This is a genomic window from Acinetobacter terrae (assembly GCF_002135195.1).
Lineage (GTDB): Bacteria > Pseudomonadota > Gammaproteobacteria > Pseudomonadales > Moraxellaceae > Acinetobacter > Acinetobacter terrae.
Genome location: NZ_NEGF01000001.1, coordinates 393,186 through 417,589, shown reverse-complemented (window position 1 = coordinate 417,589; position 24,404 = coordinate 393,186). Strand labels below are relative to the sequence as shown.

The following is a 24,404-nucleotide window of genomic DNA, read 5'->3' as shown; positions in this document are numbered from 1 at the left end:
GAATTTATCGCAAATGAAAACACAACGTGAACAAATCATACATACATGGATTAAATCTGTACTTGATTCAGATCAATTTGAAATTAATTTTTTGCCAGGCGATGCAAGCTTCCGTCGTTATGCACGAATCAAGCTGAATAATAAAACATTTATGCTCATGGATGCACCACCAGAAAAAGAAGATTGTGTGCCTTTTGTGACGATTGACCAGTTTTTCGATACACATGGTGTCCGTGTACCGCATATCGTTGCCCAAGATTTACAGCAAGGCTTTTTGTTGCTGGAAGATTTTGGTGATGTTTTGCTATCAACCTTGCTGAACGATGACACGGTTGATGGTTATTATGCGCAAAGTTTTAAACAGTTGATTGGGTTGCAAGCAATTGATGGTACACAAAACTTTCCGGCTTATTCCTATGAGAAACTTATTTCTGAAATGGAATTGCTGACTGACTGGATGCTGCCGTCATTACAGATTCACCCCACTCAAGATGAGCAAGCATTAATTAAACGTACCTTTGCTATTTTGGCCAATGCAGCACTGGCGCAACCGCAAGTGATTGTGCATCGTGATTTTCATAGCCGTAACTTGATGAAAATTGAAGGTGAGACAGATCTTGGTGTGATTGATTTCCAGGATGCGGTAATTGGTGCAGATACTTACGATTTGATTTCAATCACGCGTGATGCTTATGTGCAATGGAATGCAGATCGTGTTTATGAATGGTTTAAAGTCTTCTATGACTTGTTGCCTGAAACTGCAAAACAAGATCGCGATTTTGAACAGTTTAAACGTGATGCGGACTTCATGGCGATTCAGCGTCATCTTAAAATTTTGGGTATCTTTGTGCGTTTATTTGAACGTGATGGAAAAACAGGTTACTTGAAAGATTTGCCACGTGTCATGTGGTATTTACTTGCAGAAAGTAAAGATTATGCCGAACTACAACCCTTTATGCAGTTTATCCAAGCGAAAGTAATGCCGAAATTTTCAGCCAAATATGGCACGTATGAGGTTGCTGCATAATGAAAGCGATGATTCTTGCAGCGGGGATGGGTAACCGTATGCGTCCACTGACGCTACATAAGCCAAAGCCTTTGCTTGAAGTGGGTGGCAAGCCACTCATTGTTTGGCATATTGAAAAATTACAAGAAATCGGTGTGACTGAAATTGTCATTAATACCGCGTGGTTGGGTGAAAAACTAGCTACAGCTTTAGGTGATGGTTCACAGTTTGGCGTCAACATCCTGTGGTCGCATGAAGGCGAAGGCCTGGAAACAGCTGGCGGTATTATTAATGCCTTGGCGTTGTTGGGCACAGAACCGTTTATTTTGGTCAATGGTGATGTCTGGACCACCATGGATTTTAGTTCTTTATTAAATGTGCAGCTTGCAGAAGATTTAGCACATCTGGTATTTGTAACCAATCCACAACAGCATCCGAAGGGTGATTTCACCTTGTCAAATGGTCGCGCCTATACCTTTGAGCAAGAACAACCGGGTGAATCGCTCACTTATAGTGGTGTGGCAGTCATTCATCCTAAAATGTTTGATGGTCTGGAAGGTGGTAAACGCCCGTTGGCACCCTTGCTGAAACAAGGCATGCTTGAACAGAAAGTATCTGCTTCGAAGATGCATGCTGTTTGGGTCGATGTTGGCACTCCGGAACGATTAAATGTACTGGATCAACAAATTAAGCGAGGCTTGTACGCTTAAGTGCGTATTCACTAAGCACTCGCTACTGTGACTTCATGTATAAATCGGTATACTTCACCTAACTTTTTCGAGACGTTAATTGTATATGCATACGTTTTTTCAAGAACTCAAGCAGGGTAGTCAGGCTTTGGGTTTAGAGCTCAGCGATGAGGCTTTAAATTTATTACTCAAATACCAAGATGCTTTGGTGTTGTGGAACAAAGCATATAATTTGACTGCAATTCGTGATCCAAAGGAAATGCTGGTTAAGCATTTGCTGGATAGCTTAAGTATTTTAAAAGACTTACCAAAAGGACGTCTGCTGGATATTGGTACGGGTGGCGGTATGCCGGGCATGATCATTGCATTGTGTCAGCCAGAACGTGAATGTGTTTTGCTCGATTCAAATGGCAAAAAAATTCGTTTCTTGAAGCAATTTATTGCTGATTTAAAACTAAAAAATGTGATTGCAGTGCAAACGCGTGTCGAAAATGCAGACAGCATTAATGATTTGGGGCAATTCGATGTCATTACCAGTCGAGCCTTCGCTTCATTAACCGACTTTGTTGCTGCATCGAAACCTTATATGCATGAAAACAGTATCATTGCTTCAATGAAAGGCTTAATTCCTGAAGAAGAAGTAGCCGCCATTAAGCAAGAATTTAGCTGTGACATCATTGCGTTAAAGGTTCCGCGATTGGATGAGCAGCGTCATCTGCTTTTGTTAAAACGTATTTAATTATTTTCGAAGGATTGGGGTTACCATGGCACAAATTATTGCGATTGCGAACCAAAAAGGTGGTGTAGGCAAGACCACAACCGCAGTAAATTTGGCAGCATCGTTAGCTGTGTTAAAGAAGCGCGTTTTACTTGTGGATATGGATTCACAAGGAAATGCCACGATGGGGTCTGGTATCCAAAAAAATGATCTTTTGTATTCGGTAACTGATGTTTTGTTGGGTGAAGTTCCGATTGAAACAGCAATTAGCAAAGCGGAAGTCGGTTATAAAGTTTTAGGTGCAAACCGTGATTTGGCCGGTGTAGAGCTTGCGATTGCAGAACAGGAAGGTCGTGAGTTTATTCTGCGTGAAGCGTTAAAAGAAATAGAACATTCTTTTGATTATATTATCGTGGACTGTGCGCCAAGTTTAAGCTTGATTACGGTCAATGCTTTGGCAGCGGTCGATAGTGTGCTTATTCCAATGCAATGTGAATATTACGCACTGGAAGGCTTGGCGGATTTAACCCAAACTATTGACCGTATTCAGCAGGCACTCAATCCGGATTTGCAAATTATAGGTGTCTTGCGCACCATGTACGATGCACGGAATGCATTGACACGTGATGTTTCAGAAGAACTTGAACAATACTTTGGCAAGAAGCTGTATGAAACCGTGATTCCGCGTAATGTACGTCTGGCTGAAGCGCCTGCACATGGTTTGCCAATTATTTATTTTGAGAAAAATTCAAAAGGCGCAGTTGCTTACTTAAATTTAGCGGCTGAAGTGTTAAAGAAAAGCAAAGTAAAAAAAGGAATTAAAGCATGACCACAAAAAAACGCGGGTTAGCTAAAGGTCGTGGTTTGGATGCCTTGCTTGGTTCAATCCAAAAAGAAAAATTACAGATGGAAGCGCAAGGTTTAGATCATGGGCAGTTGAAACAGATTGATGTTCACTTGCTGAAACGTGGTGAATATCAACCGCGTCGTTTCATTCATGAACCCGATCTTCAAGAGCTTGCGGCCTCTATTGAAAAACATGGTGTGATGCAGCCCATCGTCATTCGTCCAATCGATGATGAAAAATTTCCCTATGAAATTATTGCCGGTGAACGTCGTTGGCGTGCAGCACAACTTGCGGGCTTAACTGAAATTCCGGCGATTGTGCGTGATTTGACCGATCAAGTTGCGATTGCATTAGCTTTAATTGAAAACATTCAACGTCAAGATTTGAATCCAATTGATCAGGCGATGGCATTGCAGCGTTTTCATGAAGAGTTTGGTTTGAGTCATCAGGAAATTGCGGATACCGTCGGTAAGGCACGTACGACTGTAAGTAATTTATTGCGTCTTTTGACTTTGGCTGAATCAGTCAAAGATTTCATGCAGCAAGGTCTGCTTGATATGGGGCATGCGCGGGCAATCCTGACTTTAAAAGCCAAAGATCAGCTGAAGGTTGCAGAGCATGTGATTGAAAAGAGTTTATCTGTACGTCAAACCGAGCAACTGGTTCGTGATTTAAACGCGCCTAAACAAGAAAAAGAAAAAGAGGATGTTGCACCCGATATCCAGCAGTTGACTCAGCGTTTAGCAGAACGTTTTAGTGCAGATGTAAAAATTGATCATAATAAGCACGGTAAAGGAAAACTTGTCATTCAATATCATTCACTGGATGAATTAGATGGTATTTTGAATATTTGTTTCGCAGAATAATTTTTTGTTGGTTTTATTGGGGAAAAACAGATGTGGGAATTAGTCAAGGCAGGTGGGTGGCTTATGCTTCCCCTTGTTTTATGTTCGATTTTTACAGTAGCAATAACCATTGAACGCTTTATTCGATTAAAAAAATCAATGATTTTGCCCAAAGTATTGTTACTGAATCAAACTCAAAATGCTGATGTTGTAATGCAACAATTACAACAAGATAAAGCATTGCAAAGTAGTACTTTGGGACGCATCTTTACCGCAGGTTACCAAAGTAAAAGTAAAAATGAGCAGTATGCCCGCGTGCAGATGGAAACGACTGCTTCTCAAGAAATTGGCTATTTAGAAAAGAATATTAATTTCTTGGGTACACTCAGTGCAGTAGCACCACTTTTGGGTTTGTTGGGTACAGTTTTGGGTATTATTGAATCATTTTTAGTGATTGATTTAGGCACCAACAGTAATCCAACCTTGATGATTCCGGGGATCTCAAAAGCGTTGATTACGACTGCAGCGGGGATGTTTATTGCGATTCCTGCATTGTTTGCCTACCGTTATTTTCAGCGTTTGGTGCAAGAGTATATTGCTGAACTTGAGCAACAATCGACCTTATTCCATGCAGCACTTTTCTATCAAAATTCTACAGCTGAAGAACAAGATATTAGAAAAGCAGGTTAGGGTGGAAAATGAAATTCAAACGCACACAAGTTGAAGATATTCATATTAATCTGACACCCATGATTGACTGCTTGCTGTTTATCCTGGTTTTTTTACTGTTATCCACCACATTTAACCAGTTTAGTCGCATGAATTTAACCTTGCCAGATGCGCAAGGTGTTCCACCTAAGCAATATGATCATAAAGTTGAAGTGGTTGTGGATGCTTCCGGGCATTATTCAATTAACGGACAATCGCTTGCAAGTAAAGAGGTTGCAGATTTAAATACTGCAATTAAACAGATTTCTAATGATCGTCGTGATTTAATGTTTGTGATTGCCGCGGATGCCAAAGCCACGCATCAGGATGTGATTCGGGTGATGGATGTTGCAGGTCAACTGGGTTTTGTTAATATCAATATTAGTACTAAAGTTCCGTCTAGAGGTTATTAGTGAAGCAAGATTTTAAAGTCTATCTACGTCTTTTGGGCTATTTGAAGCCTTTTTGGGGTGTAGCGATATTGGTTTTTATCGGTTTTTCAATTAGTGCTGCCACAGAAGTATCTATTGCAAAGTTGTTAGAAAAAATCATTACCGCAATCCAGCATAGAGACCAAGGCTTTACTTCTATATTTCCTTTCTTGGTTATTTTACTGATGTTTTTCCGTGGGGTGGGTTCTTTTATCGGGGGGTATTTTACGGCAGTAATTTCTCGGAATTTAGTCTTTAATATTCGTCAGGAAGTTTTTTCCAAACTTTTAAAGCTTCCATCTCAGTATTATTTGGATAATACCAGCGGTCATATCACTGCTAAAATTATGTACAACGTGGAGCAGTTGACCGCTGCTTCATCAGAATCCCTCAAAACCATTGTGCAGCAAGGTTTGATTACCATTGGATTGCTAGGCTACTTGTTATATAGCAATTGGCGACTGACCCTGATTATTTTGATTTTTGCTCCGCTGATGGGTTTTCTGGTTCGTCAAGCATCAAAACGTATGCGTAAATTATCTTTGCAAGTTCAGGACACCATGGGCGATGTTAACCATGTGGTGCAAGAAACGGTAAATGGCAATTTAGTCGTAAAGGGTTTTGGTGGGCAAGAGTATGAGCAAACCCGTTTTAAAGATCACTCGCTTGAAAACTTAAGACGTGGTTTGAAAATGGTGGTGGTGCAGCAGCTCAATAGCCCTGTTGTACAATTCATTATGTCGATTGCAATGAGTCTTATTATTTGGATTGCATTACGACCAGAAATTTTACGTGATACCAGTGCAGGTGAGTTCGTTGCTTACATCACAGCAGCGGGTATGTTAAGCAAACCGATTAAAGCCTTAACCGATGTGAATGAAAAATTACAACGCGGTATGGCGGCAGCATATTCAGTTTTTGAATTACTCGATTTACCTACAGAGCAAAATACAGGAACTTTAAAGCCGGTACTTAAAGGTAATATTCAATTTCAAAATGTGAATTTAATTTATGCTGATGGTCATCAAGCGATTCATGATTTTAACTTGAATGTTAAAGCGGGCGAAACAGTTGCTCTGGTTGGGCGTTCAGGCGCAGGCAAAACATCTTTAGTGAATCTGCTGGTGCGTTTTCAGGAAGCCAGTTCAGGTCATATTTATTTAGATCAGCATGATATTCGAGCGCTGGATATCAATAGCTTGCGAACCCAGATTGCGATGGTGAATCAGCAAGTGGTGCTGTTTAATCGTACTGTGCGCGAAAACATTGCCTATGGGCAGCTTGAAGGTGCAAGCGATGCAGATATTATTGCAGCAGCAAAAGCAGCTTATGCGCACGACTTTATTATGGCTTTGCCGCAAGGCTACGACACCCCATTAGGGGCACAGGGCTTGAACTTGTCAGGTGGGCAACGTCAGCGTATTGCCATTGCACGTGCAATTTTGAAAAATGCACCGATCTTGATTCTCGATGAGGCGACCAGTGCGCTAGATAACGAGTCGGAATACTTTATTCAACAGGCTTTTGATACAGCAATGCAAGATCGGACAACTATTGTGATTGCGCATCGTTTATCGACCATTGAAAATGCAGATCGTATTGTGGTGATGGATAAAGGTACAATTGTTGAGCAAGGTACACATGCGGAATTGATTGCCAAGCATGGCGCTTATTACCAATTGCATCAGCGTAATTTCGAGGAAAATTGATTTATGTCAATTGCACAATTGATTCAGGATGCTTGGAATAAACAAGCCAAGTGGTTAATTGTGCTTCGACCTTTGTCATGGATTTATCGTGGTGGCTTTTTATTGAATAAAAAGCTTTACCAAATGGGCATTAAATCAAGCTATCAAGCACCCGTCCCGGTGATGGTAATTGGTAATATTACTGTCGGTGGCAGTGGTAAAACACCACTCTTGATCCAGCTGGTGAATTATCTACACAGTCAAAATGTTCGTGTCGGTGTGATTAGTCGTGGTTATGGTGGCAAAGGCCCTTTCCCAGCCTATGTGGATTTGGAATCTGTGCCGGAAATTGTTGGTGATGAACCTTGTTTGATTGTTCAATCCACTGGTGTTCCAATGGTCGTGGGCTCAAATCGACAGCGCAGTATTGAATATTTGTTATCCAAGCATGAATTGGACTTAATTATTAGTGATGATGGTTTACAACATTTTGCTTTAGAACGTCAAATTGAATGGATTGTGCTGGATCGGAATCGTGGCTTGGGTAATCAAAAGTTATTGCCTGAAGGGTATTTACGTGAGCCGCCAAGCCGTTTAAACACAGGCACGGTCATTGAGCATGCCGCAGAGCCTGCATCTGCTTTAAATATGCATTTAGAAGTGGCTACTCCGTATTTACTGAATGCTGAAGATAACCAGCCATTTAATCCAGATGATAATTTTTATGCAGTTGTGGGTATTGGTTTTCCACAGCGATTTTATAAAACTTTAGATTCTATGGGTATTCATCAATTCCAATGTCATGAATTTCCCGATCATTACGATTATGAAATCTCAGATCTTCAATTTGAAGATGGAAATCCAATTATTACCACCGAAAAAGATGCAGTGAAACTTTTGCCATTATTAAAGCAAAATCCAGATTTCAAACGGGAAATTTGGGTAGTTCCGGTTGAGGCTGTACTTTCACCCGCCTGTTATGAAGTCTTGCATCAGCAATTACAGCAACTCGGTATTCAAATTTTTTAAGGTTCATCGTTTATGAAACATATTGTTATCCCCGCACGTTTTGCAAGTTCACGTTTACCTGGTAAGCCATTATTGGAAATTCATGGCCGTCCCATGATTTTACGGGTCGTTGATCAGGCAAAAAAAGTTGCGGGTTTTGACGATTTATGTGTTGCAACAGATGATGAACGTATTGCTGAAGTTTGCCGTGCAGAAGGTGTGGATGTTGTCATCACAAGTGCAGATCATCCATCAGGGACAGATCGTTTAAGCGAAGTTGCCCGGATTAAAGGTTGGGCAAGTGAAGATATTATTGTCAATGTACAAGGTGATGAACCTTTGCTTCCTGCTCAATTGGTACAACAGGTGGCACAATTATTAGAATCACAACCTGAATCTTCAATGTCTACCTTGTGTGAGCCGATTCATAGCCTGGACGAGTTTAATCGTGACAGTATCGTGAAAGTGGTGATGTCTAAATACAATCAGGCTTTGTATTTTAGCCGTGCGACCATTCCTTATGATCGTGATGGTGCTAAACAAGAGGTACAGCAATTGCATCACCAAGCTTACCGTCACTTGGGTTTATATGCTTATCGGGTGAATTTGCTGCAAGAATATGTGTCGTGGGATATGGGTGTGCTGGAACAACTGGAAAGTTTGGAACAATTGCGTGTGCTTGAAAATGGTCATCGTATTGCGATTGCTGTTGCCGAAGCCAACTTGCCACCAGGCGTTGATACGCAAGCGGATTTAGATCGTCTCAATGAAATGGATGTTTCCTGCTTTGAGTAAAATTGGGGATAAGGTTGGGCTTTAATTCAATGCAAAATGATGTGGTCGCACAAGTTTATCCATGGCAACAAACCGTTTGGGATACGCTAACAGGGCGTTTCCCAAAACTTGGGCATGGCTTGCTTTTTTATGGCAAAAAAGGCTGTGGCAAAGAAGCCTTTGCGCAATATTTTTTGGCTTGGATTTTATGTGCCAATCGTCATGCCAACAATGCACCTTGTGGTGAATGTGGCAGTTGCTTGTGGTTAAAATCGGATACTCATCCGAACTATGTACATATCAGCACAGATGAAGAAAATAAAAAGCAAAACGCCAAAATTAAAATCGAAAAAATCCGTGATTTATTGCCCTTTGTGCAACAAACGGTAGATGGTTGGCGGGTGATTGTGATTGAGCCGGCAGAAGCATTAAATATGTCTTCTGCAAATGCGTTGCTTAAAACACTCGAAGAACCCGGTGATCGTGTTGTCATTATTTTATTGGCCGATCATTATCTAAAACTTCCTGCGACTATTCGCAGTCGTTTGCAGCATTTTGCCTTGGATCGTATATCTGAAGTTCAAGCCGGCGAGTATTTATCTGAACATTTACCTCAGTTAGATCAAACAAAAAAACAGTTGTTGCTGAACTTGTCCAATCAAATGCCTTTGCAAGCCATGCAATTGGCGCAAGCTGAATGGCTAAATAAGCGTCAAGAATTTTTAAATGATTGGCAAAAATTAGTGACGCAAAAGAATATGCCGATGGCAATTGCGACCAAGTGGAACAAAGCCTTAAGTTTTAGTGACTTTGCGCAAATGTTTGAATACTTGTTGTCTGATTTAATTTGTGTCAAGCTAAATCAACAAGTTAAAAATCCAGATTTGGATTTGAGTGTGTTATCAGAACAATATACCTTGGAATTTTTATTCACGATTTATTCCGACTTGCAACAATCTAAACGGTTTATCGAGCAGAATGTACAAAGCAATTTGGTGCTCGATCAATTGTGTATAAAACTAATGAACATCTAAATATTTAAAGGGGAAGATGATGCAACCACGTATGGGCGGTATTATTCAGGCGAATATCCCGGATAAAGATACTTTGTATGCCAGCTACATGCCTTATGTTGTCGGTGGTGGTTTATTTGTTCCAACTAAGCAACCGGTAAAAATCGGTGAAGAAGTCTTTGTACTGGCCACTTTGCCTGAACAATCACAAAAAATTCCTTTGACCGGTAAAGTGATCTGGATTTCTCAAAAACAAAATGGCATCAAATTACAAGGCTTTGGTATGCAGCTGACTGGTGAAAAAGGCGTTTATTACAAATCAGAAGCTGAAAAGTTGCTTGTAGGTATTAAGTCTGAGGGTCGAACTAGTTACACTATGTAGCTGTTTAAACGATTTAGGATCTCGCCGTGTTTGTAGATACTCACTGCCATTTAACCTTGTTGGATTTAACGCCTTATGATGGCAATTTAGATCTGGCATTAGCACAGGCGCGTGAAGCGGGTGTATCCAAATTCATGAGTATCTCGGTTGATCTGGATGACCATATCGAGCTTGCTAAAATTGCCGCACGTCATGCTGATGTTGGATACAGTGTTGGAGTTCATCCCTGTGAAGATCCTGCGACCATGGCGCGCGCCACCACGGATTATTTAATTGAACTGGCACAGCCTGAAAAAGTTTGGGCGATTGGTGAAACAGGCCTGGATTATTTTCATAGCACTGATTTCATTACTGAACAAAAACAATGTTTTGCCCGTCATATTCATGCCTCTCAGGCAGTGAAAAAACCTGTAGTGGTACATACCCGCTCAGCCAAGCATGATACGGTAGATATCATTCGTGCTGAAAAATCGACTCATGGCATTTTGCACTGTTTTACTGAAGACTGGGAAACCGCCAAGGCCGTGCTGGATTGTGGTTATTACGTGTCATTTTCCGGAATTGTTTCTTTTAAAAATGCGCAAGATTTACGTGATGTGGCGAAGCAGGTTCCACTGGATCGCGTACTGATTGAGACGGATAGTCCTTACTTGGCACCAATGCCCTATAGAGGAAAGTCTAATGAACCAAAATACGTTCCCTATGTAGCCAAAGCCTTAAGTGATGTATATGATAAGTCAGTTGAGGAAATTGCTTTCATTACCATGCAAAACTTTGAAAACCTCCTCAATCAAAAGTAAATAATTCGAATTGATACAAGCGCATAAGAGAGTTACAGGGTGAAGATGGATCGTCAGGCTCAGTTTCGAGCAAGAGAAGCGTTAATTTTTCAGGTTGCAGAGCAACTGTTATTAGAAAATGGCGAATCAGGGATGACGCTTGATGCGTTGGCCGCAGAACTCGATCTAGCGAAAGGGACTCTATATAAACATTTCCAAAGTAAAGATGAACTCTACATGCTTCTCATTATCCGTAATGAGAAGATGTTGCTCGAGATGATTAAGGATGCGGAGAAAGCCTTTCCAGAACATCTGGCTTTCTTTATGTTGCATCATTTACATCATCCAGAACGTACCGTGCTGTTCCATCAAATTGAAGAACGTCTTTCTACCACGGGTGTAGGCATTCATCATTTGTTCAGTGAGCTGTATCAGGTGAGAAAGCAGCGCTTACGGATTATTTTTCGTATGACTGAAAGTTATTTGGAAAGCATTCAAAGTAGCATGTCGGTACGTGATTATTTGGCTTCAATTTGGGCTTTAACTCACGGTGCAGCGGCGATCCTGAATTCTAGTTTTTATCAGCGTTATTTAGGTTCACGCGACACATTGCGTGTGGCTTATATTGACCAAGCCTTGGCAATGCCGAAACAAACCCGTTCTACGGAACAATTTGCCTAAAGGTATGCCATGAAGCACACAGGATCATTATCAATTCGCGGTTTTACCTTAATAGAGTTGATGGTGGTTATTGTGATTATGGCGATCATGGCATCTTTAATTTTAACCAACATCAATGGCGTTGATCAGCGTAAAGCCATGCAGGCACGTGAAGTGTTTATCATGGATTTACGCAGGATGAATCGTGAAGCGAATGATCAGGCTCGCATTTTTGCACTTGATGTTCAAGCTGCAACAGATGTGTCGCCATTTCGTTATGGTGTTGTGGAATATTTGGTTCCATCTCTTCAAGCTACACAAAATTCAGTACTTAATGAAAATAAAAAATGGCAAGACTATTCAGAATTTGAAAAGCGCGCTTTACCCGAACATGTTTCCTTCAATGTGCAATCGCTCGATTATGCATATGAAAATGCCAATAATGATGATTTGCTGAGTGTAAATGCACCGAAATTACTGTGGCTAGGTAATGGCGAAGCCAAACCTGTACGAATTCAATTTTATTTCGAGCAACGCCCGATTGGTGAAGAAATCGAGATTGATCATTTAGGTAAAATCAATGAAAGCTAGGTACTCAAAGTGGAGCGCTTGGTCTTGCGCAGGTTTTACACTATTGGAAGTGATGGTTGCTTTAGTAATTTTCGCGACCGCTGCAATCGCTTTCACCAAAGTGGCGATGCAATATACCCAAGCGACATCAAACGCAATTTTACGCACCAAAGCGCAATTCGTTGCATTGAATGAAGTTGCCGTAATGGAAATTAATCAAGAATGGTTACAAGGAACACAGTCCAAACAGGTTAGCCAGCAAGGTGAAAGCTGGCAAATTGATAAGTCTGCACAATCCACGATTAGCTCAAATGTGCAACGTATTGAAGTGCAAGTCAGTTTGTTTAATGCTGAATCAGGTAAAGTGGAATCCGGTATTACCAATCTGGTTTTCTTTAACTATAAGGCCAAAGTTTGATGCAACCGAAAAATAAAAAAAATCAAACGCCACACTCCCGGCATCGCTCAGGCTTTACCTTGGTTGAATTATTGGTCGCAATTGCCATATTTGCGGTACTTTCGGCACTGGGTTGGAAAGTTTTTGATTATCTGATCAAAGTCAAAGAGCGCAATACTGAACATGAAGTTAATTTGGGACAGTTGCAAGAAGCCTATCAACAAATTCTGCGTGATACCGTGCAAGCCGTGCCACTCAATGCGAATATGAATAACGATATTCAGCCTGCGTTGGTTTTACAAAATGGCCGCTTTAATTTTAGTAAAACTGGCGTAACTGATCCTTTGCAGCAAGGTATTTCACCGGATGAACGTGTTGAATACCAATATCGTGCAGATGAAAAGAAACTCTATCGTTTGAAATATCGTAATTTAAACAGTGGCGGCCGCGATCAACCTGAATCCAGTGTGTTGTTAAATGATGTGGATCAGTTTGAAATTGTGGTGCTGAATCCGAACGAGTCAACTTCATGGCCGGATGGGCAAGTAGATTTAAATGATGCCATTCAAAAACAAATCTTGCCGAAAGGGATTAAAATTAAATTAACTGTGAAAGATGTTGCTTATGAATGGATTTTTAGTCTATTAAACACGGATTACTTAAAACAGCAGAACAATAATCAAAATAACAATTCAAATAATCCAACATAACCAAGCATTAAGAGATTAAGCATGAAGCAGCAAAAGGGTATTGCCTTAATTACGATTTTGATAATGGTCGCATTAGCAACGATTCTTGCTGCAACCATTGCCAAACGACAGGCCAATACTGCTGAAAATACCGCATATTTGATGCGTCAAAATCAATCATTGCTGTATGCCAAAAGTGCAGAAGCCTTTTTTTCAGAGCTTTTGGTGGATGATGCTGAAAATGCAGGCGATATCGATCATCTGCAAGAGAATTGGGCCAAATCGATGCCGGCTTTTCCGGTAGAAGATGGTTTTGTATCGGGAACGTTGCAGGATGAATCAGGTAAATTTAATTTAAATAGTTTGGTTAATGCTGACGGCACTGCGAATCCTCAAGCGAAAGCTTGGTTTGAAAAACTGTTGCAGCGTGTCGGTTTGCCTGAAAAATTGAGTGAAGCAGTGATTGATTGGCAAGATGCTGATGATGAAACCATTGGAGCGATGGGAGCGGAGGCCAGCTACTATCAAGGCTTGCCACAAGGTTATTTAGCGCCAAACAGTAAATTTCATAGCGTTGAAGAACTTAAATTGGTGCGTGGCTTTGAAGGTCAGAAATATCTGCAAATTGCAAATTATGTCAGTGCCGCGCCTACATCAGACAGTAAAGTTAATGTGAATACAGCATCGGCAATGCTGCTTGCGAGTCTTGATCCCAAGTTGGATGTCAACACAGTTCAACAAGTCTTGCAGCAACGCCAGGCAAATTTAGAATATTTTTCAAATATTAATGATCTTTGGGTGATTGAGCCTTTTACACAAGTTAATACAGATGTCCGCAATGAAGTGAATGATTTGCTGGGTGTGCAATCCAGTTATTTCAAAGCCAAGATTGAAGTGTTGTTAAGTGAGCGTAAACGTCAGTTTAGTAGTGATTTGGTGCGTAAAGATAAAACAGTGTATGTAGCATATCGCAGTATGGCACCATTTTAATCATATAAACCAATAAGCTGAAATATAATCCATCTTATTATCTTGTTTAAGTCGCATATGTTTTACCAATTGCTTTGAACAGTAAAATTAATGCCCAGACTTTCACTTTTGCTTTATAATCAAATTCAATTCACATATTTTTGATTGCATCACGGCACATGTTAATTCGTAAGTTATTTAAGTTTGAAAATGCTCATATTGTGCGAAATTGCACATCGGATCGCTGTAAGCGTTCGATTCATGGCCATAGTTATAAAGTTGAATTATTGCTTAAAGCTTCGAAGCTAGATCATGGTCAAATGGTGTATGACTTCGGATTGCTGAAGGGCGTAATCAAGGATATTTTTGACAGTTTTGATCATGCCATTTGTTTTTGGCAGCATGATGATGCTGAATATATTGAAGCCTGCAAAAAATTTAGTGCCCGTTGGGTGTCTTTACCCGTTTCTCCTTCCGCGGAACAATTTTCACGTATTTTCTTCTATTTAGCACAACAAGTGCTTGCATCAACCGAAACCCAGAATGGGGAAGGGGATGTAGAAGTTTACTCGGTGATTGTGCATGAAACGGATACAGGTTATGCACAAAGCTTTATCGAAGATATCGAAAATGAGCAAATGGGTGTGCTGAGTCTTGAACAAATTGTGTTCTCTGAACAAGTTCAAGCCGAATGGACTGACCCTGATATGTATGAAAAATTACAACAAGGAATTAAATTCCAAAACCCGAGTGTTGATCTACAGGTATACATCTAAAGATCATTGAATCACGTGGTAGGTTTTCAAAAAGGATTAGGAAGTAGTTATGTCTTTAACGGAACAACAGCAAGCTCAACTAGATAAAATTCAGTTAGATGCGAGTTGGAAAGGTGTTTTGAGTGATTTTTTGCTCAGCCCGAAAATGGATGACTTAAGGCAGTTTCTGATTGCTGAAAAACAGGCAGATAAAGTGATCTATCCCCCGAGTTCACTGATTTTTAATGCGTTAAATAAAACTCCATTAAACCATGTGAAAGTCGTTATTTTGGGGCAAGATCCTTATCATGGCCCCAACCAAGCACATGGATTAAGTTTTTCTGTACAAAAGGGGCTTGCATTACCGCCATCTTTACGTAATATTTTCCATGAGTTGAATACCGATCTGGGTATTCCTATTCCGAAACACGGTGATTTAACCCGTTGGGCTGAACAAGGGGTGTTATTGCTGAATGCAGTTTTAACTGTTGAAGCAGGTCAACCCACTTCACATCAAAAACAGGGTTGGGAAGATTTTACCGATCATATTATTGATGTGTTAAACGAGCAGTGTAAGCATATTGTTTTTATTCTGTGGGGCGCCTATGCGCAACGTAAAGGTCAACGGATTGATCCGAATAAACACCTGATTTTAAAAGCTGCACATCCTTCGCCATTGGCAGCAAACCGTGGTGGTTTTTTTGGCTGTAAAGTATTTTCAAAAGCAAATAATTATCTGAAACAAAATGGCATTGAGCCGATAAATTGGCAGCTGGACGCATGACACAATCTCCTGAATTAAAAAACTATCATCCTGATCTTATTGTCGAGGAAGCAAAAAACGGCTGGCGCATTGTTCGCCTGAACCGTCCAAAATCTCTGCATGCTTTGGATGAATCCATCGTTACCGCACTTTTAGAAGTGTTCCAAGATTTTCAGCATGATGATGCTGTTAAAGCCATTTGGTTGGATTCAACTACACCGAAAGCATTCTGTGCAGGTGGTGATGTTCGTAAACTTCGTCAATTGATCATTAATAATGAAGTAGAAACTGCAAATAAATTCTTTGAGCAAGAATACGCTTTAGATTTACTGTTGCATAACTACGCTAAGCCCGTGCTGATTTGGGGTGAAGGTTATGTCATGGGTGGTGGTCTGGGGCTATTCATGGCTGCACCATTCCGTTTAGTCACACCTTATTCGCGTTTGGCAATGCCTGAAATTAATATCGGTTTATATCCGGATGTGGGTGCGACACGTTTCTTGGCTGATCGTGGGGCGATAGGCTTATTTACTGGCTTAACCGGTTCAATCATGACTGCAGCCGGTGCCTATGGTATTGGCTGGGCAACACATATTTGTGATGCACAGCGTGATAATGTGCTGGAAAAAGTCATCAATATTGATTGGGGGCATTACCCAGCCGGTGATTTTCGCGCCATTGACGACACCCTAAATGGCATGCACCGTCCAGTGGGTCCGGGTCCGTTGCAAAACTCATTAGATGTGATTCAAAGTGTTTGTCGTGGGGTGAACTTTCAACATGACTATGAATCGATTATTGGTTTAAGTGATGCACGTAGTGACTGGTTGCGTCAAGCGAGTGAAAACTTGCAGAAAGGCTCCCCTACAACTGCTGCTTTAACCTGGTTATTGTGGCAGTGGGGCAAGCAGGTTCATTCTTGGAATGAAGTGTTTGAACTTGAAACTCAAATTTCGGATTGGAAGATTCGTCATCCAGATTTTGTAGAAGGTGTTCGAGCACGCTTGGTGGATAAAGACCTTTCTCCAGAATGGACCAAAGGTACGGATTTTTCACTCAAAGCAATTTTGTCTGATTGCCCACCTGTGACCAAAAATGAAAGCTGGAATAATTTGTTGAAACACTATGGTGTGATCGGTTAAGAATGACTGATGCAACACAATTGACAGATGAACACTGGATGCAGTTTGCTTATGAGCAAGCTGCTATTGCAGCATCGAAACAAGAAATTCCTGTCGGTGCGATTATTGTTAGTCAAAATCAAATTATTGGCGCAGGGTATAATGCGCCAATTTCTTTGAATGACCCGACTGCACATGCAGAAGTTCAAGCATTGCGTCAGGCCTGTGCAAATCTTAATAATTATCGACTTCCGGAAGATTCAGTCCTTTATGTGACTTTAGAGCCTTGTACCATGTGTGTCGGGGCTTTGATTCATGCACGTGTATCCAAAGTGGTGTTTGGTGCAACCGAGCCCAAAGCAGGTTCCTTGATCAGTGCGAGAAAGTTATTTGAAACAGGCTATTATAATCATCAGTTTGATATTGAGGCTGGATGTTTGAATGAACAATGTTCCAAACAACTCAGTGATTTTTTTAAGATGCGTCGTGAGCAAAAACGACTGCAGAGATTACAAGAAAAATCCCTAAATGATCAGAATCATAATTCAAACCATGTAAAATAGAATGACAATAAGTATTGTCAATTAAAATTTAGGATAAGTCATGAATTCCATTCAGGTAAAAAAAGAATTTAACGCACCCATCGAGCAGGTTTTTGATTTGTTATCAAAGCACTCAACTTATAATGTGGCTTTCGCACCGATTCAGGTAGAACGAATTAAAGACTCTGCAGATCCTGAACGTCCAGATGGGGTAGGTTCAGTGCGTCGTATGGGGTTTGGTCCAGTAAAACCACTGCAGGAACAAATTACCTTGCTGGAGCTTAATGAGCGTATTGAATATCAAATTATTAAAAATCCTTTGGTGAAACATCATTTAGGGGTTATTGAGTTTGAAGCAAAAGATGCTGACAAAACTTTAGTGACTTACACTATTGAATTACAGGCACGGGCCCCATTTGTAAGTAAATTAATCCTTGCACAGCTTAAATCTGCGATTAAACTAGGTTTTTCAAAATTAGCTAAAACTGTATAGCGTAAAGTGGAAAATTAATGACAGTTCAAATTATTACTATCGATGGTCCAAGCGGTTCTGGAAAGGGCACACTTGCGGCTAAACTGGCAGCGCACTATCAATTTCATTTACTGGATTCTGGTGCTTTATATCGTTTGCTGGGGCTGTCATTACATCAACAGGACTTGCTGGATTGCCTAGATTTAGAACTTGATCAGTGCATTAAAATTGCAACAAATTTAGACATAAAATTTGTTACAACTGAAGCTGGAACTCAGGTTCAACTCGACGGTGAAGATGTGACTCAAACCATTCGTACTGAACGTGTGGGTGAGTTTGCTTCAAAAGTTGCTGCAATTCCTGAACTTAGAAATGCACTCTTAGAGCGTCAACGTGCTTTTGCGCAAGAACCGGGCTTGGTTGCAGACGGTCGTGATATGGCTACTTCTATTTTTCCTGAGGCTCAAGCCAAGATTTACCTGACTGCTTCGGCTGAATCCCGAGCGGCGCGACGTGTAAAGCAGTTGCAGGGTATGGGGCTAGATGTTAAAATAAACGACATTTTAGCTAATATACAAGCTCGAGACAAACGAGACATGGAGCGCACAGTCGCTCCACTCAAGCCGGCAGCAGGTGCATATATCATTGATAGTTCAGATTTGGGCATCGATGAAGTATTCAAGTTGATGACCAGCTTTGTCGAAAAGCAATTAGTCAATTAACGAATTTTCAGCCAAAGCATAGCTAGATCAGTTTATTACGGACTATGTGGAGGCTTTATTAAACCGGCCTTGTCTGATCCAAGACCGCTGAACTTTATCAGGTATATCATGACCGAATCTTTTGCAGCCCTCTTTGAAGAAAGCGAATTAAATTTCAACGTTGAAAAGGGTGCTGTCATCCAAGGCGTTGTCGTAAGCATCGACTCTGACTGGGTAACAGTTGACACTGGCCTTAAATCAGAAGGTATTGTTGACCGCGCTGAATTCTTAAATGACCAACGTGAACTTGAAGTTCAAGTTGGTGATACTGTTGATGTTGTTGTTGAAGCTCTTGACAACGGTATGGGTCAAACAGTTCTTTCACGCGAAAAAGCAAAACGCGCTGAAACTTGGACTAAACTTGAAAAAATCTTTGAAGACGGCGAAATCGTTACTGGTGTTATCTCTGGTAAGGTTAAAGGCGGTTTCACTGTTGACATCGGTCCAGTTCGTGCGTTCCTTCCAGGTTCTTTAGTTGATACTCGTCCTATTCGTGATACTACTCACTTAGAAGGCAAAGAGTTAGAATTCAAAGTAATCAAACTTGACGCTAAACGTAACAACGTTGTTGTTTCACGTCGTGCTGTTATGGAAGCTGAATCTTCAGCTGACCGTGAAGCTCTTCTTGCTCAGCTTGAAGAAGGTCAAACAGTTACAGGTACGATCAAGAACCTTACTGATTACGGCGCATTCGTTGACCTTGGCGGTATCGATGGTCTTCTTCACATCACTGACATGGCTTGGAAACGCATCAAGCATCCTTCAGAAGTTGTTGAAGTTGGTCAAGAAGTTACTGTTAAAGTACTTAAATTTGACCGTGAACGTAACCGCGTATCTTTAGGCCTTAAACAATTAGGCGAAGATCCATGGTTAGCGATCATGAACCGTTACCCTAAAGGTTCAATCGTTAAAGCTCGCGTAACTAACCTTACTGATTACGGTTGTTTCGCTGAAATCGCTGAAGGCGTTGAAGGTTTAGTACACGTTTCAGAAATGGATCACACTAACAAAAACATCCACCCATCTAAAGTTGTTCAGATTGGTGACGAAGTTGATGTTATGGTTCTTGAAGTTGATGAAGAACGTCGTCGTATTTCTCTTGGTATCAAACAAACTCGTGCTAACCCATGGGAAGAGTTTGCTAAAGACCACGACAAAGGCGAAAAAGTTTCTGGTACGATCAAATCTATCACTGACTTTGGTATCTTCATCGGTTTACCAGGCGGTATCGATGGTCTAGTTCATTTATCTGACATTTCTTGGAACGAACAAGGCGAAGAAGCTATCCGTCGTTACAAGAAAGGTGACACTGTAGAAGCTGTTATCTTGTCTGTAGATGCTGAAGGCAACCGTATCAGCCTTGGTATCAAACAAATGAACAACGATCCGTTCAATGATTTCTTGGCAACTAACGAACGCGGTGCTTTGGTTAAAGGTACTGTGACTGCTGTTGATGCTAAAGGCGCAACTATTAAGTTAGCTGACGAAGTTGAAGCGTCTCTTAAAGCTTCTGAAATCAACCGTGATCGCGTTGAAGATGCAACTAAGTTCCTTGAAGTTGGTCAAGAAGTTGAAGCTAAAATCATCAACGTAGACCGCAAATCACGCTCTATCAACTTGTCTATCAAAGCGAAAGACGAAGCTGAAGAGAAAGAAGCAGTTGCTAACTTGAAAACAGCAACAACTACTTCAGAAAATGGTCCTAAGACTATTGGTGATTTGATCAAAGCTCAAATGGGCAACTAAGTAGGCGTTAAAATGTATTGTTAATGTAAATTAACTAATACTTTTTACACAAATACTGTAAACGGTAGCGTAGTATTAACTTATTGCGCTACCGTTTTGTATTTAAACACGTTATTATCGGATCATCTACAAAGTAGCTTGATAATTAAAGAGGTCGCAGATGACTACGGAAGCACTTAATAAGTCTGACTTAATAGAGCGAATTTCCCTTAAAAATCCACACTTAGCAGAGCCTTTGGTCGAAGAAGCTGTTAAAATTATGATTGATCAAATGATAGCCGCTTTATCATCTGATAATCGTATTGAAATTCGTGGTTTTGGCAGTTTTGCTTTGCATCACCGTGATCCACGTGTGGGGCGTAATCCTAAAACAGGAAAGTCTGTTGAAGTGGCTGCAAAAGCAGTTCCACACTTTAAACCTGGTAAGGCGTTACGTGATGCAGTAAACGAATCTGCACAGTAATAAAGAATTCCAAAAGGGGTATTTATGCGTTACGTACTGGTTGCTTTGCTCATTGTGCTGTTTGGCTATTCACTGGCTTTAGTTTTACAAAATGGTACTGAGTTAAGCGTAGATCTGCTATTTACTCAAGTTCCTGCTATGCGTTTAGGCTTATTGTTATTGCTGACTTTAGCTTTGGGTGTGGTGTTGGGTTTATTGCTAGGTGTGCAAATTTTCCGAGTATTTCAAAATAATTGGGAAATTAAACGACTGCGTAAAGACATTGAATATCTCCGGAAAGAGCAAATTCAAACTGCCCAATTGGCTGCTGCTGAAGCTGCAGCTCATACTAGGCATGAAAAAACTGTATTAGATATTACCAACGAAAATAAAAGCCCATTATAATGGGCTTTCTTTTTGTCTGATTGAAGGTAAATTCTCTTGAGTATCATTGTTGCACTGGATGCTAAAAGCCAATATGACGCGTTAACCATTGCAGAGCAATTAGATCCTGCATTATGTCGAGTAAAAGTTGGTAAAGAGTTATTTACCCATGAAGGTCCAAGTGTAGTTAAAGCATTACACGACAAAGGCTTTGAGGTTTTCCTGGATTTAAAATTCCATGATATTCCAAATACAACAGCTCAAGCAGTATGCGCGGCAGCAGACCTTGGTGTGTGGATGGTGAACGTACACGCATCAGGTGGTCGTAAGATGATGGAGACCTGTGTGCAGCGTTTAAAAGCCGGTAACTACAACACTCAACTGATTGCTGTGACTGTGTTGACTTCAATGGGTCGTGAGGACTTAAAAGATATCGGTTTGGATGTTGAACCATTTGAACAAGTAAAACGCCTTGCTAAGCTCACTGAAGACAGTGGTCTGGACGGTGTGGTTTGTTCAGCTCAAGAAGCAAAAATGCTTCGTGAGACATTAGGTCAGGATTTTGCTTTAGTTACTCCCGGTATTCGCCCAGCGGGTTCTAATGCAGATGACCAGAAACGTATTGTGACTCCAAAGCAAGCGATGCTTGATGGTTCAACGCATTTGGTGATTGGTCGTCCGATTACCCAATCAGAAAACCCAAGTCAAACCTTGCGTGATATTTTGGCGACAATTTAATCTGAATTTGATGTATTCAAAAGCCGACTTAATGTCGGCTTTTTTGTTTTAATTCTTTTAAATTCTCCCTCACCCTCCTTTGAAAAAGGAGGGGATAATTCCTAAATGGAAGTGAAGGATTTGGTCAGATTATTTATAAAGCTGCCAACACACTCACTACAATAGGCGCAAGTACAGAAAGAATAAATCCACTGACCATGGCATGTGGAATAAACTCATTGCCACAGGCTTGTTTTACCATAGGGAGGGTGACATCCATAGCTGTTGCTGCAGCGGATGAAATAGCAGATCGTGGATAACGCCAACCAATGCTATACATCAAAAGAATCGCAATAATTTCTCTAAATAAGTCATTCATTAGTGCAATGCTACCTAGCTCGGCATTTTTTAATTCAGTCACTACAATTCCTGTCATGGAATAAAAACCATACAGCCCATAATATAATCAGGCGTGAGTCTTTGAGCCAGGCTTTTATCTTTCACTTGATATTTAATATAGGCTTCCGCGAGTTTTTGGGTGTATTTCATTACGGTTGGTTTAACTATGGAGACTACGCGCGATTCATTTGACCAATAGAGACGTGCACGATGTAATTTTCTAAACCAATCAAACTGATCAAACAGCTTTTTTTCTAAACTTGAATAACTGCGTTCATCGCGTGGAATGACCCAAGCTGCGGTACGTTGAAATACATACAGTTGCTTAACTTGGGGAGCAATTTCAGGAATGTACTGAATGGCGCTACCGCCCGTACCAATGGATGCAACATTTTTATTGCTGAGGTCGTATTGATGATCCCATTGCGATGAATGAAAAACTTTACCCTGAAACTTTTCAATGCCTTTGATGTGTGGAATTTGCGGCACATGTAAAGGGCCAGATGCGAAAACAACAAATTGAGCAATCAAAGTTTTTTCATTATTTAATGTCAGCTTCCAGTCACAACTTTGTTGATTATATTCGGCAGCTATAACTTCACAGTTAAATTGGCAGTATTTTTTTAAATCATAACTGCTAATCAAGCTTTGGATGTAGGCAAAAATTTCAGGTGCTTCAGCATAGCGCTTTGACCAATCACTTTTAGCTGCAAAAGAAAGTGAATACATATGAGATTGCACATCACAGGCTGCGCCCGGGTATTGGTTCTCACGCCAAGTTCCACCGACATCATTGGCTTTTTCCAGGATGATAAAATCATAAAAATTATTTTGTAATAAACGAATGGCCATCGCTAATCCACCAAACCCTGCTCCAATAATGGCAACCTGAGTTTGTTGTGGTATTTGCTTACTTTGATTTGTATCGCGCATTTTTTATGGCCTTAGGTCTATTTTCTTAGACCTTAAATGAATAGATCAGTCTGCAACATGATAGGCATGACAAAGAAATTGATAGATTCGGCAATGTGCAAGCGTGGAATTTTATAGTAAAAATGGTCATATTCTTTTAATTAGAAAATACTATGAAACGATCAATTCTTGGCTTGATGTATTTAATTCAAGGCATGCGTAAAGCTGGGATTGCAGTTGATCAAAAACTTCAAAGTGTTGGTCTGCGTGCTGAGGCATTGGATCCAAGTTCAACGATTCATCCCAGTTTAGAGTGGGATGTTCTAAAAGTTATTGGGCAAGATGTTGCACCTGAAAAAGGTTTGTTTATCGGGCAACATTATGCGCTTGCTGGCTATGGCCCTTTACTCATGTTGTTGGTCAGCAGTGAAAATGTGCGTACAGCTTGGGAGCAGGGTATTAAGTATCAACCTTTGACTCATCTCACTGGGGCTTTAAGCCTGAAATATACAGAGCACAAAGTTGCTTTGTGCTACGAGCCACAAGATTTAAACAGTGATCTGGGTTTGCTCCGTGCGCAATGTGAGATTTCAGGAACCTATAAATTTATCCAAGATCTTTATAAAATGATGGGATTGAGCATTCCTCAAATTCATATTGAATTGCCATTTGTGCAACCAGAAAACCAAGCGTTCTTAAAGACCTATCATGATTACTATGGTTCAGATTTACAGTTTGGTTCAAAGTGCGCAGAATTTTGGTTTGATAATGCGGTACTGAATGTTCAGATTCCTTCTGCAGATAAAATGAGTTTTAAGATCTATGAAAGTAAATGTATTGCTGAACTAGAACGCTTAAGAATAGATGAACAAGTGCCATCTTTGGTGCAACGGGTGCAAGATTATTTAGAGTTACAGCAAGGGGTAATGCCAACGATGGCGGAAACGGCACAAGCCTTGCAAATTCCAGAGCGAACCTTGCGTCATCAATTGCAGCAATTACAAAGCAGTTATAAACAAATACGTGAAAAACTGATTAAAGATAAAGCCTTAAGGCTAATAGAATATAAAGAGTATTCTATTGAAATGATTGCAGAGTTACTGGGCTATTCAGAGCCGGCGGCTTTTAATCATGCCTTTAAAAGATGGTTTGGATATAGTCCACGCCAGTACTTTAAATAGCCTAAGTCTATTAATGCCAAAGTGTTATATATTCCA

29 protein-coding genes and 2 pseudogenes are annotated in these 24,404 nt (G+C 40.6%); 29 read left to right on the top strand and 2 right to left on the bottom strand.

Annotated elements, in window-relative coordinates; genetic code table 11:
• Window positions 1-13: 13 nt before the first annotated feature.
• From B9T23_RS02155 to pyrF, 28 genes are all read left to right on the top strand, one after another.
• Window positions 14-1,027 carry an aminoglycoside phosphotransferase family protein gene (locus tag B9T23_RS02155; protein WP_086192798.1) on the top strand — a complete coding sequence of 338 codons (1,014 nt, stop codon included), beginning with the start codon at window positions 14-16 and terminating at the stop codon, window positions 1,025-1,027.
• Entirely contained in the window at window positions 1,027-1,716 is a 690-nt protein-coding gene (murU, locus tag B9T23_RS02150) for an N-acetylmuramate alpha-1-phosphate uridylyltransferase MurU (RefSeq protein ID WP_086192797.1), read from the top strand. The genes B9T23_RS02155 and murU overlap by 1 nt, the downstream gene beginning before the upstream one ends.
• Before the next feature lie 85 nt (window positions 1,717-1,801).
• Complete coding sequence (gene rsmG / locus B9T23_RS02145) at window positions 1,802-2,434, top strand: 16S rRNA (guanine(527)-N(7))-methyltransferase RsmG (RefSeq protein ID WP_086192796.1); 633 nt, start codon at window positions 1,802-1,804, stop codon at window positions 2,432-2,434.
• A 25-nt stretch (window positions 2,435-2,459) separates the two neighbouring features.
• The gene (locus B9T23_RS02140; protein WP_086192795.1) at window positions 2,460-3,242 is read left to right on the top strand and encodes a ParA family protein; all 783 of its coding nucleotides are present in this window, start codon (window positions 2,460-2,462) and stop codon (window positions 3,240-3,242) included.
• The gene (locus tag B9T23_RS02135) at window positions 3,239-4,126 is read left to right on the top strand and encodes a ParB/RepB/Spo0J family partition protein (protein WP_086192794.1); all 888 of its coding nucleotides are present in this window, start codon (window positions 3,239-3,241) and stop codon (window positions 4,124-4,126) included. Before B9T23_RS02140 ends, B9T23_RS02135 begins: the two co-directional genes overlap by 4 nt.
• Before the next feature lie 30 nt (window positions 4,127-4,156).
• A complete protein-coding gene (locus B9T23_RS02130; protein WP_086192793.1) occupies window positions 4,157-4,795 on the top strand; it encodes a MotA/TolQ/ExbB proton channel family protein in 639 nt (212 codons plus the stop codon).
• Window positions 4,796-4,803: 8 nt separating this feature from the next.
• Window positions 4,804-5,226, top strand: a complete 423-nt coding sequence (locus B9T23_RS02125) for an ExbD/TolR family protein (protein ID WP_067726026.1) — start codon at window positions 4,804-4,806, stop codon at window positions 5,224-5,226.
• Complete coding sequence (msbA, locus tag B9T23_RS02120; protein WP_086192792.1) at window positions 5,226-6,953, top strand: lipid A export permease/ATP-binding protein MsbA; 1,728 nt, start codon at window positions 5,226-5,228, stop codon at window positions 6,951-6,953. The genes B9T23_RS02125 and msbA overlap by 1 nt, the downstream gene beginning before the upstream one ends.
• Before the next feature lie 3 nt (window positions 6,954-6,956).
• Window positions 6,957-7,961: a tetraacyldisaccharide 4'-kinase gene (lpxK, locus tag B9T23_RS02115; protein WP_086192791.1), complete on the top strand. Its 1,005-nt coding sequence runs from the start codon at window positions 6,957-6,959 to the stop codon at window positions 7,959-7,961.
• Between the two features lie 12 nt (window positions 7,962-7,973).
• Window positions 7,974-8,735, top strand: coding sequence for a 3-deoxy-manno-octulosonate cytidylyltransferase (gene kdsB, locus B9T23_RS02110; RefSeq protein ID WP_086192790.1), 762 nt, complete (start codon window positions 7,974-7,976; stop codon window positions 8,733-8,735).
• A 29-nt stretch (window positions 8,736-8,764) separates the two neighbouring features.
• A complete protein-coding gene (locus B9T23_RS02105; RefSeq protein ID WP_086192789.1) occupies window positions 8,765-9,748 on the top strand; it encodes a DNA polymerase III subunit delta' in 984 nt (327 codons plus the stop codon).
• A gap of 19 nt (window positions 9,749-9,767) precedes the next feature.
• A complete protein-coding gene (locus B9T23_RS02100) occupies window positions 9,768-10,109 on the top strand; it encodes a PilZ domain-containing protein (RefSeq protein ID WP_067726035.1) in 342 nt (113 codons plus the stop codon).
• 26 nt (window positions 10,110-10,135) lie between these two features.
• A complete protein-coding gene (locus B9T23_RS02095) occupies window positions 10,136-10,909 on the top strand; it encodes a TatD family hydrolase (protein ID WP_086192788.1) in 774 nt (257 codons plus the stop codon).
• 45 nt (window positions 10,910-10,954) lie between these two features.
• The gene (locus B9T23_RS02090) at window positions 10,955-11,569 is read left to right on the top strand and encodes a TetR/AcrR family transcriptional regulator (RefSeq protein ID WP_086192787.1); all 615 of its coding nucleotides are present in this window, start codon (window positions 10,955-10,957) and stop codon (window positions 11,567-11,569) included.
• A gap of 9 nt (window positions 11,570-11,578) precedes the next feature.
• Window positions 11,579-12,139 carry a type II secretion system protein gene (locus B9T23_RS02085; RefSeq protein WP_086192786.1) on the top strand — a complete coding sequence of 187 codons (561 nt, stop codon included), beginning with the start codon at window positions 11,579-11,581 and terminating at the stop codon, window positions 12,137-12,139.
• The gene (gspI, locus tag B9T23_RS02080) at window positions 12,129-12,536 is read left to right on the top strand and encodes a type II secretion system minor pseudopilin GspI (RefSeq protein WP_086192785.1); all 408 of its coding nucleotides are present in this window, start codon (window positions 12,129-12,131) and stop codon (window positions 12,534-12,536) included. Before B9T23_RS02085 ends, gspI begins: the two co-directional genes overlap by 11 nt.
• Window positions 12,536-13,225, top strand: coding sequence for a type II secretion system minor pseudopilin GspJ (gspJ, locus tag B9T23_RS02075; protein ID WP_086192784.1), 690 nt, complete (start codon window positions 12,536-12,538; stop codon window positions 13,223-13,225). The genes gspI and gspJ overlap by 1 nt, the downstream gene beginning before the upstream one ends.
• A gap of 21 nt (window positions 13,226-13,246) precedes the next feature.
• Window positions 13,247-14,194 carry a type II secretion system minor pseudopilin GspK gene (gene gspK / locus B9T23_RS02070; RefSeq protein WP_086192783.1) on the top strand — a complete coding sequence of 316 codons (948 nt, stop codon included), beginning with the start codon at window positions 13,247-13,249 and terminating at the stop codon, window positions 14,192-14,194.
• Between the two features lie 158 nt (window positions 14,195-14,352).
• Window positions 14,353-14,949 (top strand): 6-pyruvoyl trahydropterin synthase family protein, encoded by a 597-nt coding sequence (locus B9T23_RS02065; RefSeq protein ID WP_086192782.1) that lies wholly within the window; start codon window positions 14,353-14,355, stop codon window positions 14,947-14,949.
• 49 nt (window positions 14,950-14,998) lie between these two features.
• Window positions 14,999-15,712 carry a uracil-DNA glycosylase gene (ung, locus tag B9T23_RS02060; protein ID WP_086192781.1) on the top strand — a complete coding sequence of 238 codons (714 nt, stop codon included), beginning with the start codon at window positions 14,999-15,001 and terminating at the stop codon, window positions 15,710-15,712.
• Window positions 15,709-16,833, top strand: a complete 1,125-nt coding sequence (locus B9T23_RS02055; RefSeq protein WP_086192780.1) for an enoyl-CoA hydratase/isomerase family protein — start codon at window positions 15,709-15,711, stop codon at window positions 16,831-16,833. Before ung ends, B9T23_RS02055 begins: the two co-directional genes overlap by 4 nt.
• A 2-nt stretch (window positions 16,834-16,835) precedes the next feature.
• Window positions 16,836-17,375 carry a tRNA adenosine(34) deaminase TadA gene (gene tadA / locus B9T23_RS02050; protein ID WP_086192779.1) on the top strand — a complete coding sequence of 180 codons (540 nt, stop codon included), beginning with the start codon at window positions 16,836-16,838 and terminating at the stop codon, window positions 17,373-17,375.
• Between the two features lie 40 nt (window positions 17,376-17,415).
• Window positions 17,416-17,847 carry an SRPBCC family protein gene (locus tag B9T23_RS02045; protein ID WP_086192778.1) on the top strand — a complete coding sequence of 144 codons (432 nt, stop codon included), beginning with the start codon at window positions 17,416-17,418 and terminating at the stop codon, window positions 17,845-17,847.
• Window positions 17,848-17,864: 17 nt separating this feature from the next.
• Window positions 17,865-18,548 carry a (d)CMP kinase gene (gene cmk / locus B9T23_RS02040; RefSeq protein WP_086192777.1) on the top strand — a complete coding sequence of 228 codons (684 nt, stop codon included), beginning with the start codon at window positions 17,865-17,867 and terminating at the stop codon, window positions 18,546-18,548.
• Between the two features lie 108 nt (window positions 18,549-18,656).
• Window positions 18,657-20,333, top strand: a complete 1,677-nt coding sequence (gene rpsA, locus B9T23_RS02035) for a 30S ribosomal protein S1 (protein ID WP_067726062.1) — start codon at window positions 18,657-18,659, stop codon at window positions 20,331-20,333.
• Window positions 20,334-20,493: 160 nt separating this feature from the next.
• Window positions 20,494-20,796: an integration host factor subunit beta gene (locus tag B9T23_RS02030; protein WP_067726064.1), complete on the top strand. Its 303-nt coding sequence runs from the start codon at window positions 20,494-20,496 to the stop codon at window positions 20,794-20,796.
• A gap of 24 nt (window positions 20,797-20,820) precedes the next feature.
• The gene (locus tag B9T23_RS02025; RefSeq protein WP_067726066.1) at window positions 20,821-21,180 is read left to right on the top strand and encodes a lipopolysaccharide assembly protein LapA domain-containing protein; all 360 of its coding nucleotides are present in this window, start codon (window positions 20,821-20,823) and stop codon (window positions 21,178-21,180) included.
• 36 nt (window positions 21,181-21,216) lie between these two features.
• The gene (pyrF, locus tag B9T23_RS02020) at window positions 21,217-21,897 is read left to right on the top strand and encodes an orotidine-5'-phosphate decarboxylase (protein ID WP_086192776.1); all 681 of its coding nucleotides are present in this window, start codon (window positions 21,217-21,219) and stop codon (window positions 21,895-21,897) included.
• Window positions 21,898-22,030: 133 nt separating this feature from the next.
• On the opposite strand, the pseudogene B9T23_RS02015 reads toward pyrF, so the two are convergent.
• Window positions 22,031-22,327: pseudogene (locus B9T23_RS02015) on the bottom strand (LysO family transporter); the annotation flags it as partial.
• A pseudogene (locus B9T23_RS02010) lies at window positions 22,327-23,208 on the bottom strand (flavin-containing monooxygenase); the annotation flags it as partial. The pseudogenes B9T23_RS02015 and B9T23_RS02010, both read right to left, overlap by 1 nt.
• 152 nt (window positions 23,209-23,360) lie before the next feature.
• On the opposite strand from B9T23_RS02010, the gene B9T23_RS02005 reads away from it, so the two are divergent.
• A complete protein-coding gene (locus B9T23_RS02005; protein ID WP_171263033.1) occupies window positions 23,361-24,368 on the top strand; it encodes an AraC family transcriptional regulator in 1,008 nt (335 codons plus the stop codon).
• Window positions 24,369-24,404: the final 36 nt, after the last annotated feature.